The organism is Prevotella sp. kh1p2 (genome assembly GCF_900111525.1).
Taxonomy (GTDB): Bacteria; Bacteroidota; Bacteroidia; order Bacteroidales; family Bacteroidaceae; genus Prevotella.
This window is the reverse complement of the sequence record NZ_FOHY01000014.1, coordinates 56801-71210: the sequence shown is the minus strand read 5'-3', so window position 1 is coordinate 71210 and position 14410 is coordinate 56801. Positions and strand designations below refer to the sequence as shown.

The window sequence follows — 14410 nt, the reverse complement described above, 5'->3', positions numbered from 1 at the left end:
TATTAGTTATGACCATTAAAAGTTTCCATTGTTGCATATCCTTCTTCAGAAATTCCTTCCCGTTTCAGTACAGACTTGATTGTCAAGGCTACAATCTTCAGATCTGTAAGTAGCGTGCAGTGGTCAACATACCATACATCATATTCAAATTTCTGTGTCCATGATATAGCATTACGCCCGTGACATTGTGCCCAGCCCGAAATTCCGGGTCTCACATCATGACGGCGAGCCTGCTCGGGGGAATATAGTGGCAGGTATTGTACTAAAAGAGGCCTAGGACCTATCAGCGACATGTCACCTCGTAGCACATTGAAAAACTGGGGTAACTCGTCGATGGAAGTAGAACGAACTAATCTGCCCACAGGTGTGAACCGCTTCTCATCAGGCAACAAGTTACCCTCTGCATCCTTTTCATCAGTCATAGTTTTAAACTTTATCACCTTGAAAACTTTGCCGTGAAGTCCTGGCCGTTGCTGCAAAAAGAAAGCCCCCGCCCCTTTATTCGCAAAATACAGCCATGCAGTGACTATTATGAATAGTGGTGACAAGCAGACTATGGCAATTAATGCAATACAAAAATCAAATATGCGCTTAAAAAAATGTTGATACATTATTATACTTTATCGTTTAAAAGAGTGTGATAAAAGTCGACCCAATGGTTAGTTACCAATTCTCCACTAAACTTCTCAATTACCCTCTGCCGTCCCTTCATACCAAAAGTTCTTATTAGAGATGGCTTCTTGACAAAGGCAGCCATGCAATCATACAAGGAGCCTATATCGGCAACTTTACACCTAAGCCCAGTTTCATTGTCTACCATAGCATCCATTACGCCATAAGTATCTGAACAGATGACAGCCAACTCCATACTTGATGCTTCAATAACACTTGAACCAAACCCTTCACGATAAGATGGAAGACAGAATATATCACCCGCATTTAGTAATATTTCCGGCGTCTTTGTAAAGCCATAATAATGAAAATTTTCTTTATCAGATATAGACGGGTACTCCGGTAAATGCTTTAAACACCCCTCCTCATCACTACCTGCTATCAGCAAATAGACATTCTTATAATTTGCAGCCAATTTATTAAAAGAAGAAAGGAGCTCATAGATACCTTTATCCCGATTGAGACGGCCTAAGAACATATACACTATATCGTCATTGGGTATACCGATTTCCTTCCGGACCTTATTCCGTATCGTATCGTCTGGTGTAAATTTATCTATATTAACTCCGCTAATAGAGCCTTCCCCAAAGACTTGAGATTTCCGGGCAGAAAGCACACCCTCTGAAAGTAGGAACTGGCGTTGAGACTTTCCGTCTATCAGAATATCGGTATCCAGCAAGACTATGAGTTTATCAATACTCTTAAGCAAAAAGCGATCAAAGCCATGTTTGGTTGCCCAGACTTGCCCTGTAAATATATGAATACGATGTTTAATCCCTGATAAATACGCCGCGAGAGCCGTTATCAAACCTGCTTTAGGAGTAATTGAATGAACTGCGTCAAATCTCTCACGACGGAAATATGAGTACAATTTGGCAACAGCTGCTATATCATGCTTAATAGATATCTCTCTGTAGATATCCAACTGGAAAGCATCTTTGATATACAACTCTGAGATTTCATCATGGCTTTTAAAATTAGCAACTAAATAAACATCAAAATCTTTAGCTAAGCTGCAGATGTGTCCTTGCAGAAAAGCCTGGGCTGTCATTGGCGACGAGACAACAAAACAGATTTTATTTCTCCGGTTCATAAAATATTGGGGAATGAATTGGTATCAATATAATATCCACCATATAAATTATCCATGTACTTATTTGGGTTCATTTTATAGAACCATGATAAAAGTTGTGAATTTACACGAAACTGAACTTGCCGGCGACCTGAATTTTGAGCCATTTCCCTGATTCTGTCTACAATACTGATTATCTCGGGGTCTTGTGGGCATATTATGCCTGACAGTTCCTTGCTTATTGTATTCAACAAAGCCCTTGCCACATTGCCCACACTGATAATCGAAAAAGGTCTCTTTTCTTTACAGACTGGCAATACATATAAATGAGATAAAAAACGCAAACGTTGGTAAAAGGTACCAGGACAATTTTCGCCATATACATTTGGCAATCGTATCACAGTAACTATAAAACTGTTTGTCGCCATAGCCAGCAGTTGTTGTTCCCCCTTGAGTTTTGAGACTCCGTACAACGAATTGGGCTTTAAAGGCGTATCCTTGCTGATGGTAATAGTATAATTGAACTTTGGTCCCAGTCCCCAGACACCTACAGTAGAAAGATAAATGAAATGTTTCACTCCCTGCAGTCTGGCTAACGATGCCATTTGCTTGGGAATTTCTGCATTCACTTCATCATAGAGTCCTTCATCTGTTATATCGGGATGATGGACGATTGCAGAGAAATAAACAACTACATCATACTCTTCAAATCGGGTTTTATTCCAATTTGCATCCCTTACAGTAATCGTTCCTAATTCTATTGATGGGTGATACTGACCTACATAGCTCATGAAATGCCGAGCTATATATGAATGGGAACCTACAATTAACACTCTCATATCTTAGATTCTCAGTAATATTTTCTTCAACAGATATCTCAACCGGTTGTTCTTTATCTGTTGCTTTTCGTAGGAATAAAGGGTTGCCCAATCATGCGATAGCATATAATTGATATGCGCAAATCTTAAAGCCTGGATTTCGTTTTCCCTCATATAAAGTTCTACTTCTTTCATCTCTGGAAGCAAAGCTATTGCTTCAGCCCTGCTACAGAAGGTTTCAGTCGGCACATTCTCATACAATACGATGGAGAAGAAGTAGCTGTTTATGTAATTAAGGAACTCTATAGAGACCGAACGAATCAGCTCAGGCAGGTTATATTTCTTAATTTCGTTCATTTTAAATTGATAACCCACCAAAGCTGTATCCACCAAAGTAGTATCATATCTGCTTGTAAAACCTCCCCACCTATAATAATAGAGAACCTCTGGCAATATGTAAATCTTTTGTGCGTAAGGCAGAACGTGCATATTATAAGATAAATCTTCTATTATCTGACCAGTTAACGGAGGTTCAGGAACACTTTCAATAAACGATCGACGATATAACTTATTCCATATATTCACAGGCAAATCATTGATTCCGAAAAAGGATTTATAGTAGCGATTCATAAACTCTTCGCGGATAATCAATTTTTCAGTACTCATTGATTCAGAATGATATTCACCGAAAGTAAGTCTATAATCAAAAATAAACCGGGCATAATTTCCTATAAGGACGTCTGCCTGCGATTGACTCATCTTTTCAGTCATTATCTGCAAAGCATCAACTCTATAGACATCATCCTGATCCATGTGCAGGATATACTCTCCTTGCGCTTGGTGCAAACCTTCACGGCGAGCCGACTCTACTCCTCCGTTTGACTTGCTGATTATCCTTATTCTGCTATCTTTCTCTTGAAGAGATTGGAGTATTTGTGCTGTCTTATCCGTAGAACCGTCATTGACCAACAAAAGTTCCCAATCTTGTGTGCTCTGCAGTTGTATAGAACGAACTGCGGAAAGAAATTGGCACTTCTTTTTACATATATTGTATACAGGGATGATAACACTAATCATTGTTCAGGAAGTAAACCTCTTATAACATCATATGATACCGTAAGTCCTGCGGATTACAGCTATCCGGGGAATTTTGCAGAGAGTTTTTTGTTGTCTGACCACATACTTTCAAGTCCTCATGTCATTCTTTTGGCAACAGTCTGAATATCTGCAAACTTTTGCCTCTGTTTACAAACAGCGTAACAGAGTTATGCTTTGGCACTCTTGAAGCTATCGTCCGAGGCTCTTAAAGCTATCGCTCAAGAGGCTTGAAGCTTAGCTTTTAAATTTGGAATGCTGCAGATACTTACAGCAAAAAACTGCTCGCCAATTTTACTGAAGCACTTACGACTTAGCTGCACTCGTTGCATACACCTTATTATACACATTGAAATATGCCGTTACAGTTTTCTGCAGGTCATACTGTTTTGCTCTCTCCAAACATTTGCCTGCCACTTCATGATAGAATTCTTTATCAGAATCCAAGCGCATGACTATCTTAGCCAAAGCCTTTGCATCTTCATGTGGAAACAAGATTCCTGCGTCTACCACCGTATCATGTAAGCCATCAACATCACTCGCAATAAAAGGATGACCCACTGACATTCCTTCGACACTCGAAAGAGACAGTCCTTCAAAATGAGAGGACATGATAGCAACATCGGCAGTATGCAGGATTGTTGCAATATCCGTACGTTCTCCCAAAAACATCACTTGGCTGTCTACATGTAAATCTTTAGCCAGTTTTTCCAGAATTGGTTTCCTGTTGCCTACTCCTACAATCCAGAACTCAAACCTGTCTTGCGGCAGATATTGCATTGCCCGGATAATGGTGTCCTGGTCTTTCTGCCAGTGCATGCTTGCTACCATGACCATAACAAACCTGTCAGATCCCTTGCGCAACTCTCTGGACTCCTTGGCTTCATAGAAAGATGCCACATCAATGCCATTATCAATGGTAATAATGTCGTCAGACGAGTTATCATGTAAATATTCACGAAGTTTTTCTTCTGCTTTTTCAGATATGGTTATTATCTTTTCATACCGGTTATACATCCATTTATCTATCCGGGAAAAGATACGACTTCCCCTTCTTCTGTTATTAGTGCTGTGCTCTGTCGTTATGATATGCGTGTGTACAAACAAATTGGCAATGGCCACATAAAATTGCGGATATGTCAAATGTGTCTGTACGATATCATAATGCTTCATTATTCTTATTAACTTCAAGATATGAAGCGGATTCCTCATCGAATAGCCCAACATGTATAGATTACAATCAGATTGAGATTTCAGAATTCTCAGAAAAGGACAATCCGTTCCGTCAAACACAGCAACATCAACTTGATTGCCAAGTTCGACCAATTTTGGAATAAAATCTAAAATCATCTTTTCAGCACCTCCAGTTCGCATAGAGGTTATCACTTCCAGTATCTTCATATTATCTGTACAGTTTTCCTTTCTTGACTTTATTTTTATTAACCAGATATAGACTTATTCCAGGGATGATAGATAGTATGGTTAAAAATTTCATAGGAGATTCCCTAATAAACTGTTTATTACGACTTCTTAAGGAATGGGAGACATAATGAATGTTATCTTTCAGCTTGCGCTTCCATGAAGTCGTCTGTACCATATCGAATTTGCGTAAAAAGGAAAAACCTTTTGGATTATTCCAATATTGTTTCCACATTCCTCTGCTAGACCCGTCATCTTGGTATTCAACTACAACGAGAGGGGTATTTATAACAAGCAGTTGATAGTCTTCGTCTATCAGATGATATTTATAAGAAAGGCCTATATAATGTTCGCCCTCAAACATAGGGTATTCAGGATAACTGTTTATGACATCTGTACGATATACCATTTTCTTGTCACCCCTACCTCCCAGCTTTTCATAATAGTTTCTTACCGTGGTACATTTAAGCCCTTCGGGAAAGTCTTTACCAATGATATGGCCATCCTTGGTAATGTCAAGCCCTATGATACCTGCATATTGTCGGCTTCCATTCTGTTTCCAAAAAGTTATTATCTGTTCTACTGCATCGTCAGGCATGTAATCATCAGAGTCTATACAAATGTTCAATTCCGTATGTATGTTTTTGTATGCGGTATTATGGGCTCCGTGCATCCCCTGGTTTTCTTGATAAATGTATCTGATATTTATCTTCCCTTCTTTAGTCCATCCTGCTATTAGGTCTTTCGTGTTATCTGTAGAGCCATCATTTACGACCAGCCATTCAAAATCTTTGCAAGTTTGTCGGCAAAGACTTTGATATGTCTTCTCTATCGTATTTGCCCTGTTATATGCTGGAGTGAATACTGTTAATGTTTTCATTTGATTTATTGATGATTATGAAATAATCCACATAAAAAAAGTAAACAGGAAGTTCAGCAATATAACATAACCAGTTTTCTTCACATTGTTAGTTCTCCAAATAGGCCACTTTACCAGAGGATAGCCTAATACAATTGGATATAAAAACCATGAAAGATAAGCAAATCTATTTGAATACGGGGCTCTGATAACAATTATCCAAAAAGCATTTGCATACATATAGGTACCCAACAATAACAAAAAGGTTTTATCATAAAAGCCTCGCTTAAAAATGGCATACCAGCCTATGGCAATAGGCACAATACTATATAGCAAAAAGTCCCATCTGAACCCAACTTTGGAAAAATAACTTAAAGTTTCCTTGTCATTTTCATTAATATAGGTTGTAAGCCTGTCGTCAAAACCTAAACCGGTCAGAACCTCTGCAGCGGAATTTCCAATTGCCAGGCTTAATATAAATGAAGACAACCAGATAATATACATAAGTTTGGGATTTCTGAACATATACGCAAAGACCATGCAGATTATAGGTAATAAAGTTGAATGATGAAAGTTGGCAGCCATCACACACAACAGAGCACAGAAAACCTTTTCGACGAGTTTGCCTTCTATAAATGTCAGTGCAAGAATGATAATACTACACGCCAAACCGTTACGAAGACCATTAACTCCATAAGCATAAAAGGAGAGAGACGTTAGGCATAGTAATACTAAAACCGCAGAATTTCGACCCGTTAACTTTCGGCATGCTATATATATCAATCCTATATATATGCTCTCCATGACAAGAAAGTATATATTAACATTCATTATCTTGGTACAATAGTATGTAAAGAGGTCGAAAAGATGATCACTTGTACTGAGAATGACATCATTTTCTTGCATAGTCTCAAATATTCCAGAATATGTAGCAGTATCTCCAAAATACACGCCGCTCACAGGTCGTAAGCCAAGAAACAAAACCAAAAACACAACAAGAAGAAACATTCCAACATCATATGACTGTCCAAAAGTAATCATTTTACTTCTGCCAATATTCTTGTTGGATTGCAAGAAATAGACAATAGAAAAGAGACCAACAACAAACAGATAGACCGGGTGATATATTGAAGGTGGAAAACTAATCATATAATTACTTTAACGAAATAAACGGTGTAGAGAAGATACTATCTTGTAACCAAGAAGATTATTGATTTTATTTTTTAGGAGATGAAGCTGAAATCTTAATGTATGATGATCTATCCACGAACTATCATATTTATGAATGGACAATGTTTTATCCGTGATTTGTATAATCCCTGTAGATGAATCCATTGGATTGAAATATTCTTTAGGATAGATGTTAATACCACGTATATGTTCTATTGTTGAATTCCCTTTCAAACCAGACTTCAGGAACAACTCTGTAATCATTGGTATCATAGTATACCCGTTCCTGTTTCCACTTTCTGAGAAATAACTCAACTCTTGGAACCTATCTAAGATTTCTCTATAGACCTCCATTTTAGCTTCTGCTGCAATTCCTAAGCCAGGCGCCACAGCTACTGACTTATGTAATGTTGCATCGGACTCAAGTCCCATGAAAGGTCCTTTTTTCAACACTTCTGTAAAAGGCTTAATCACTTCTACATCAGTATCGAAATAAATTCCTCCATTATGATAAAGAATCCAAAAACGCGCAAAGTCACTAACGAACGCATATTTCTTATCTTGATACGCATCTCGTGTATATGGGATTATAGAGACATCGAAGTTTTCTTCATTCCACTCCTTTATTGTATAATTTGGAAAATACCTTTTCCAGCTATCTATACATTCTAAAGCAGATAGGGGCAATGGCTTGTCCCCAAACCAACAATAATGAATTATTTTTGGAATCATCGTTTATTAGAATAACCTATTATGTATTTTGAAAATGGCATCTTAGTCAACAGCAACACTATTAAATATGTTATTATTATAGTTAGGAGGAAAGTGCTTAAAATCTGGAAAACACAGCCATGTTCTTGGATGAATGATAGACGCCATACCAATTGGCTTTTAACAAGTTGGTGGGCAAGGTAAATACCAAAACTATAATTAGAAAAATTTACTATGATACTCCTGGTTCGACAATTTACAATAGCCTTATTGGGTATTTTTTGTAACAAAAGAAACCAAGCTAAGGCCATCATCAATGTAAATAATGATAAATATCCATATGACTGTGTTATAAAACTAACATTATATATTCGTGCTAATAAGATAATTAATGCTGGCACTATATAAATTAAAATAATTGTAAACACATGTAATTTAGGCTCATATTTCTTAATATAATAACCCAATAGGAAATAGCCTGCATAGCCACTATAATAATATAACATGCCCCAGGTTCCTTCTGGTAAATATAAGAAAGGACTAAGCAAAGGAAAACACAAGGTTATACACCATAACGATAGGACAAAAAGAATTTCTCTCTTTCTTGCCTTTTCCAGCCATGGCGAAATAATAGGCGCCAAAATATATAAGCCCATTAAAACATACATAAACCACAAGATTCCACTACCTTGTCTTTGAAAGGGTATAGAAAGTATAACTTTTACTATATCATCATGGAAGATAATACCAAAACCTATCAAATATATAAATGTCCAAATCAACGTAGGAAATAGAATTCTATGTAGTCTTTCACTCAGGAAAATAAAAACATCTTTTCTAACAGGTAAGACCAAATAACCACTAAGCATAAAGAATAATCCTATACATGGTTCAGAAAAGAAAGTAGTACTCGCTACAACAAAACTAGTCGCATCTTTGCTTGGTAAAGGTGCATGCATTAAAACAACCATCATACATGCAACTCCTCTAATAATATCTAACGAATATAATCTCTCTTTCATTATCCCAATGAATATAATTTATTGATTTCTTCTTGATTTCCAAAATCATGTTTAACAAGATATTCTCGTATTCTATTTTGTAATGGAACATCATTTATGAAATTCGCAATTCCTTTGGCACATTCCTGGTTACTCATTGGTACGATAATCCCATCAACTCCGTTTAAGATCTGATTTCTCGCGGTTGGATAATTGGTTACAACAACTAATTTTCCTAAAATCTGAGCTTCCCGCACCGTTACAGAATTTCCTTCGTACCTTGAAGGCTGCACATAAATGTCGCAAACTCGGATATAAGGATACGGATTAGCGCGTTTACCTAAAATAATGACAGAATTCTCCATTTTAAACTCTTTTATTTTTTTGCGAATAATTTTATCATTGCCATATCCCAAAATATACCACTTTATTCTGTATCCCGAATTATTTAGTATTTGGCATATCTCAGGAATGTTATCATAGTTTTTCGCCTCACAAAACCTACCAACAGAAAGAAGATTAAATCCCTCTTTCATTCGAGGTATTTCCACACGAATTTCATCTTCAGAAATTAATATAGACCTTCGTCTTACAAACTCAGCAGAAAGAATGTTTTTTATCAGAACAATTTTATCAGCTAATATTGGAAACTTATCTACAAATGACTTAGTAACAGATTCCGATATTGATATTATATGTTCATAACATTGCCATACAGGTAATTCCATGTTTACATTTACATCTATTTGGGAATAATCAGTATGTATCCAACATACTTTATGTTTGGCTTTAACCTTATCAAACACTATGTTATGAGGTGTTAGAAAACTGATTGCCATATCATATTCTCCCAATTGGTAAAGGTTTGGCAATACGTGTACTATTGAATTGGCAACAAATTGCAAGATAGCCGAACCATCTTTAGGGTGTTTCTTTCTTGCATAACGCCAAAAATGATATTTAGCTTTTAGTCTAGCAAAAAAAATACGTAAATGCCCATCCAAGAACACATTCTTGAGAGGACGTTCAATTTGAGTGTACTCAGATACTTCTTCAAGGATATTAACCTCTTTTGGGATAAAGCTCATCAATTCACCACGGTGACTGTACAAAAACAAATCAACATCATATCTACTATAATCTAAAGACTGCAATAATCCTATTAAACTAATCTCTGCACCGCCAATCTCCATATAATGCATAGCAATAAAAATGCGTTTTTTCATAACACTCTTTTGATTCGTCTTAACAGTTTAAACAAATAATTCCAAAATCTAATACCAACAAAGCTGCACCGCACATATTCTCGAAGATAGCATTTATTCTCCATATTCAATTTAACATTTTCCATATAGCTAATAGCCTCCTTTGATAATGGATGAACAAGGATTTCTTTCATAAGTCGCTTTTTCTTTTGAATATCATACTTGCAATCTTGATGAAACAGATTAAAGCGTATGCTTGCATCTAATCCATTGTAAAAACGCCTAATCAAATAATCATCAAATATAGGGTTTGAAATATGCCAAAAATCCTTTAATGCTTCGAAATGCTCTCGCACAGAAATATAAATATTAAATCTATCAGGGATAAATTGGCTTCTTGAATTACCGTTACTATGTATATAATAAGTATAAAGAACACGAGAAGAAATAAAGGATTTGTCCAAATGGGGGTAAATATTTAAATTAAAAACTTCATCTTGCTGAATCCTGAGATTTTCAAATCTCAATTTATGCTGATTTAAAAAGGACAAACGGTAAAATTTATTCCAAGGGAATCCATTTCCATGTTTAGGAAATACAAAAGTATCCAAATATATTCCTTTTAGCTGCTGATTACTGAAAATTTCCTGTTCTTTATATGCTATATTTTCTTCTCGATTATTATTTGTCACATCTATAGCCTTGAATCCAAAAAGAAGAAAATCAACTTCTCTTTTCTCCATTTCTTCTACGCAGTAGGAAACTAGTTCAGGAGAAGCTGAATCATCAATATCGAAGAAATAGACATATTTTCCCTGCGCTTTAGCCAACCCTAAATTTCGAGCTGCTCCAGACCCCATATTAGTTTGATGGAATACACGAATCCGGTTGTCAAAATTGGTTAGAGCATCACAAATTTCTCCACTATTATCAGTCGAACCATCATCAACTAAAAGTATCTCGATATTTTGATAAGTCTGATTTAATATGTATTGTATACCTTTATTTATATGTGAAGAGGCATTATATATAGGAATGATGACAGAAACTAACACATTTCTTTCGGAATTTCTAACATCTCTTTCGCAGGCATTATTCATAAAACGCGGAGATTAATATCCTGAACAACTTTCGAGTTATCAGGGATTTCTTTATTAATAACCATAGTATTAAAACCAACTATCACATTTCTACCCAATGTCGTACCCTTTAAAATAGAGCTGTGCTCTCCTATCCAACAGTTATCACAGATAACGACTGGTGCTGTTGATGGTTTTTCTTTTTCTTTCCAAAAATAAGGAAAATATTTTCTTAGCAAGCCTTCTCTCACTTCTGGGGTATATATCATGTGTGTGTTAGTATCCCAGACACAGGTATAATAAGAAATCCCAACGTAAGAACCTATGGACACCTGATCGTCTACACGAATTTCCGAATTCTCATTTACACATGTGTAATCGCCAATGGTGAGTTTGCCCCCATATCGTATCCAAACTCTATATGGTGACAATCTTGAATGATGCCCCAATTTTAGTGTGCCCGTATTGACAATGAAAGAAGGATTCATGTAATTGTTTCCACGAGATAGAATAGAAAATTCATTAATTTCTACAAAGCCACTATCAACAAAAATATTAACATGATCTAATAAAACATTATCATGCAAAATAAGTGTTGCGCCATTACTCAAAGTAATCTTAGAATGAAGTATCCTGCATTTTTTACCAACGCTTAATTTAGAACTACCAAGAAGACGAACTGCTGAGTTTGTTAAACAATACTTCCATTGGGTACCGAACAGAACATTTTTGATTTTAAACAGAAACGCCAACATATTAATATCCCCAATTAATTTCTCTTTTAACAATTTGCGCAGGAACACCAGCTATTACACAATTGGAAGGGAACTTCTTTGTTACCAAACTACCATAGCCTACAACAGAGTTATCATCCACAGAAGACCCTTTCAAAAATGAGACGTTCTTACATATCCAAACATGTTTACCTATAGTAATATTTTGGGCGGGATTGGTTACAATATCACTGCCTTGTTGATAAATCTTATGTGAATCGAAGTTACGCAGGTTTATATTATAGCTAAACATACAATACTCCCCAACAGAAATATCAGCTCCGTCTCCCAATTCAAACTCAACACCTCTTACTCCAGCATTTTGCCCTATATATAACTTTCCTCCATTCACTATAGTTATCTTGCATGGCCCCAATAATCTTGCATTTTTATCAATCTCTATTATTGCATCATCTCCCAGTATATTAATAATAGTATCATTCAGTATACAGTTTTTATCTACCGACACCTTATTATGATTTCCCAAGATAGTTAGTCTAAAACCGCTATACTTACACCCGACAGACACTTTGTTATCAGTACCATTTACAACAATAGGTTTTGCACATCTATATATTTTTTTTATAAACCTCTTAAACATATTCACAAAACTTTAAATACTACCTGGCTCTCATACATATCATCATGAAAAGAATCGTGTGAAGTATCACCCGGGACCTCATCTGTATTCTTATTTTTCAACAATACTTTTGTTTTAGCCCCTATCTTGTACCATTCGTATTCAATATCTATATGGCCAATATCTATTGCCTGCTCTCCTCTCTTGGCCAAATCATAAGCAAGAACAGTTGCAGTCATACCCAATGCTATCAAAACAAGTTTTCCATGTCCATATTTGGAAACTGCTGACACTATTTCATCATACATATCAAATGCATTCTTACTTGGACACAATACCCTTATGATTGACGCAGCATTGTCGAACAAATCATTTCCAACTCCCAACCTTGTATAAACACCTTCAACTATACAGACTTCTCTCTTTTCCCATATTTTTTTTAAATGTTTTATGTACGCATCACAATCTTTATTCTTTTTCGACATATAAAATCGAGTAAAGAGAGAATCATAATATGTTGTATCTAAACTCACATAGGGAATTACGCACTTTTCCAAATTTGCCGCAAGCCAGCCATAAGTAAATAGTTTTGAGTTAAATACGTATGGTTTCGTATCCACGTAACTATAAGGTAATCCAATAATATGGTTAGGGATGGGGCTCGTGAGTATTTCTCTTAATACTCGCGTTAGGTTAGCATCCGATTTTTGGAAAGGGTTTCCGTCGCCGCCAACTGCATAAAATTCTCCATCACCAAATCTACTAATAGAACATTTTGCTTCTACGATATATTCAACAGTATCCCACGAATTCCTAATGCGGATGTTACGCAAGAACTTCCTGCACATATCATTCTTATATACTTTTAGCTTGTAATAGTATACCAGCAAAAATTTCTTAATAAAGATCATTTATTGTTTGTTTACTATATGTCTCCAACAGAACCTTCTTATCTGATCTATTGCAAACGAAGTTGCATAAATTAATACTAAATAAGAGCCTGTATACAAAATAACGTATAAACCGCTATGATTATTGTAAATACGTAATACGTCTCCTCTAAATATATATTCAAACACGGTATTCTGATGAAACAGATATACAGAGAAGACAGAAGCTGCTACATAGTTGATATATAAACTCTTAAATTGCATCTTAGAAAAGGCAAATAGCAAATATAAGGACGAAAGGATAACCAAAGGCGAAGAATACATAAACAATCTGCGACAGAGCTCCAGGTTATAATTACTTAATAACACATATAGCACTAAGATAAAAACAGAGAGACCTATATATCCCATGAAATCCATATATCTCTTATTGCAAGAAAATGAGGGTCTATAGATGTAAATATAACGAGCTAACAGATAAAGTGCAACAAAAGAAATGACAGAATAACCATTGCATATCCATACTGTACTATACGGAAACAGCCATCCATAAACAGACTGAAACAGAAAGAAAGAGATCAACAGACATTTATATTGTTTTCTCTCAACATTCTGGATATAGATGTTCAGGAGAGGAGACAATATCAGTAACATCAGATAAGCTTTTACAAACCATAAACTTCCATCCAGCAGGAGTGAAGCCTTGACTATATCAATGACATAAATCTCCTTACCTGCGTACAGTGAGGATAGCACTGATATTAATACATTAAAGAATAATATCTGGAATATAAAAGAGAGGAGCTTTGTTCTTCTCAACTTCATGCCATACCATCCTGATATGAGCACAAAAACATTTACACTCACAATAGAGAGGGTTTCCAAAAGAACTCTCATCAATGTTGCCAACGGTGAAACGGCAAAATCCGAAGTTGTAGGAAATGACAAAATCCAAAAATTGGCATGGGATACCATTACCAGAAACATTGCTATGATGCGCAATAGTTCCATATTTGAATTTCTGTGGGCAATAGTTTCGCATTCTATTAATTTCATGACAAGCTAT

The 14410-nt window shown here is 35.9% G+C and carries 15 protein-coding genes; all 15 read right to left on the bottom strand.

The window, feature by feature from the left end; all coding sequences use genetic code 11:
- Positions 1 to 2 precede the first annotated feature (2 nt).
- Complete coding sequence (locus BMW31_RS09460; protein ID WP_091824687.1) at positions 3 to 611, bottom strand: sugar transferase; 609 nt, start codon at positions 609 to 611, stop codon at positions 3 to 5.
- 2 nt (positions 612 to 613) lie between these two features.
- The gene (locus BMW31_RS09455; RefSeq protein WP_091824684.1) at positions 614 to 1765 is read right to left on the bottom strand and encodes a glycosyltransferase; all 1152 of its coding nucleotides are present in this window, start codon (positions 1763 to 1765) and stop codon (positions 614 to 616) included.
- Complete coding sequence (locus tag BMW31_RS09450; RefSeq protein WP_091824681.1) at positions 1762 to 2583, bottom strand: NAD-dependent epimerase/dehydratase family protein; 822 nt, start codon at positions 2581 to 2583, stop codon at positions 1762 to 1764. Before BMW31_RS09450 ends, BMW31_RS09455 begins: the two co-directional genes overlap by 4 nt.
- Positions 2584 to 2586: 3 nt before the next feature.
- Complete coding sequence (locus BMW31_RS09445; protein ID WP_091824678.1) at positions 2587 to 3639, bottom strand: glycosyltransferase family 2 protein; 1053 nt, start codon at positions 3637 to 3639, stop codon at positions 2587 to 2589.
- Positions 3640 to 3963: 324 nt separating this feature from the next.
- Positions 3964 to 5058 carry a glycosyltransferase gene (locus BMW31_RS09440; protein WP_091824675.1) on the bottom strand — a complete coding sequence of 365 codons (1095 nt, stop codon included), beginning with the start codon at positions 5056 to 5058 and terminating at the stop codon, positions 3964 to 3966.
- Position 5059: 1 nt separating this feature from the next.
- Positions 5060 to 5956, bottom strand: coding sequence for a glycosyltransferase family 2 protein (locus tag BMW31_RS09435; RefSeq protein ID WP_091824670.1), 897 nt, complete (start codon positions 5954 to 5956; stop codon positions 5060 to 5062).
- 15 nt (positions 5957 to 5971) lie between these two features.
- Positions 5972 to 7084 carry an EpsG family protein gene (locus tag BMW31_RS09430; protein ID WP_091824666.1) on the bottom strand — a complete coding sequence of 371 codons (1113 nt, stop codon included), beginning with the start codon at positions 7082 to 7084 and terminating at the stop codon, positions 5972 to 5974.
- 9 nt (positions 7085 to 7093) lie between these two features.
- Positions 7094 to 7837 (bottom strand): glycosyltransferase family 32 protein, encoded by a 744-nt coding sequence (locus tag BMW31_RS09425; protein ID WP_091824663.1) that lies wholly within the window; start codon positions 7835 to 7837, stop codon positions 7094 to 7096.
- Positions 7834 to 8838: an acyltransferase gene (locus tag BMW31_RS09420; protein ID WP_091824659.1), complete on the bottom strand. Its 1005-nt coding sequence runs from the start codon at positions 8836 to 8838 to the stop codon at positions 7834 to 7836. The genes BMW31_RS09425 and BMW31_RS09420 overlap by 4 nt, the downstream gene beginning before the upstream one ends.
- The gene (locus BMW31_RS09415; protein WP_091824656.1) at positions 8838 to 10043 is read right to left on the bottom strand and encodes a glycosyltransferase; all 1206 of its coding nucleotides are present in this window, start codon (positions 10041 to 10043) and stop codon (positions 8838 to 8840) included. The genes BMW31_RS09420 and BMW31_RS09415 overlap by 1 nt, the downstream gene beginning before the upstream one ends.
- Positions 10040 to 11122 (bottom strand): glycosyltransferase family 2 protein, encoded by a 1083-nt coding sequence (locus tag BMW31_RS09410; RefSeq protein ID WP_091824653.1) that lies wholly within the window; start codon positions 11120 to 11122, stop codon positions 10040 to 10042. Before BMW31_RS09410 ends, BMW31_RS09415 begins: the two co-directional genes overlap by 4 nt.
- Positions 11119 to 11889: an acyltransferase gene (locus BMW31_RS09405; protein ID WP_143049179.1), complete on the bottom strand. Its 771-nt coding sequence runs from the start codon at positions 11887 to 11889 to the stop codon at positions 11119 to 11121. The genes BMW31_RS09410 and BMW31_RS09405 overlap by 4 nt, the downstream gene beginning before the upstream one ends.
- A complete protein-coding gene (locus tag BMW31_RS09400; protein WP_091824645.1) occupies positions 11858 to 12475 on the bottom strand; it encodes an acyltransferase in 618 nt (205 codons plus the stop codon). The genes BMW31_RS09405 and BMW31_RS09400 overlap by 32 nt, the downstream gene beginning before the upstream one ends.
- 2 nt (positions 12476 to 12477) lie before the next feature.
- Positions 12478 to 13365, bottom strand: a complete 888-nt coding sequence (locus tag BMW31_RS09395; protein ID WP_091824642.1) for a GT-D fold domain-containing glycosyltransferase — start codon at positions 13363 to 13365, stop codon at positions 12478 to 12480.
- Positions 13366 to 14355, bottom strand: a complete 990-nt coding sequence (locus BMW31_RS13690) for an acyltransferase family protein (protein ID WP_410524443.1) — start codon at positions 14353 to 14355, stop codon at positions 13366 to 13368.
- Positions 14356 to 14410: the final 55 nt, after the last annotated feature.

Excerpts from the sequence above, each read along its gene's own strand:
- BMW31_RS09445 (WP_091824678.1), bottom strand. The coding sequence starts at position 3,639 with ATGATTAGTGTTATCATCCCTGTATACAATATATGTAAAAAGAAGTGC.
- BMW31_RS09430 (WP_091824666.1), bottom strand. The coding sequence starts at position 7,084 with ATGATTAGTTTTCCACCTTCAATATATCACCCGGTCTATCTGTTTGTT.
- BMW31_RS09460 (WP_091824687.1), bottom strand. The coding sequence starts at position 611 with ATGTATCAACATTTTTTTAAGCGCATATTTGATTTTTGTATTGCATTA.
- BMW31_RS09395 (WP_091824642.1), bottom strand. The coding sequence starts at position 13,365 with ATGATCTTTATTAAGAAATTTTTGCTGGTATACTATTACAAGCTAAAA.
- BMW31_RS09415 (WP_091824656.1), bottom strand. The coding sequence starts at position 10,043 with ATGAAAAAACGCATTTTTATTGCTATGCATTATATGGAGATTGGCGGT.
- BMW31_RS09420 (WP_091824659.1), bottom strand. The coding sequence starts at position 8,838 with ATGAAAGAGAGATTATATTCGTTAGATATTATTAGAGGAGTTGCATGT.
- BMW31_RS09455 (WP_091824684.1), bottom strand. The coding sequence starts at position 1,765 with ATGAACCGGAGAAATAAAATCTGTTTTGTTGTCTCGTCGCCAATGACA.
- BMW31_RS09450 (WP_091824681.1), bottom strand. The coding sequence starts at position 2,583 with ATGAGAGTGTTAATTGTAGGTTCCCATTCATATATAGCTCGGCATTTC.
- BMW31_RS09435 (WP_091824670.1), bottom strand. The coding sequence starts at position 5,956 with ATGAAAACATTAACAGTATTCACTCCAGCATATAACAGGGCAAATACG.
- BMW31_RS09425 (WP_091824663.1), bottom strand. The coding sequence starts at position 7,837 with ATGATTCCAAAAATAATTCATTATTGTTGGTTTGGGGACAAGCCATTG.
- BMW31_RS09410 (WP_091824653.1), bottom strand. The coding sequence starts at position 11,122 with ATGAATAATGCCTGCGAAAGAGATGTTAGAAATTCCGAAAGAAATGTG.
- BMW31_RS13690 (WP_410524443.1), bottom strand. The coding sequence starts at position 14,355 with ATGGAACTATTGCGCATCATAGCAATGTTTCTGGTAATGGTATCCCAT.
- BMW31_RS09440 (WP_091824675.1), bottom strand. The coding sequence starts at position 5,058 with ATGAAGATACTGGAAGTGATAACCTCTATGCGAACTGGAGGTGCTGAA.
- BMW31_RS09400 (WP_091824645.1), bottom strand. The coding sequence starts at position 12,475 with ATGTTTAAGAGGTTTATAAAAAAAATATATAGATGTGCAAAACCTATT.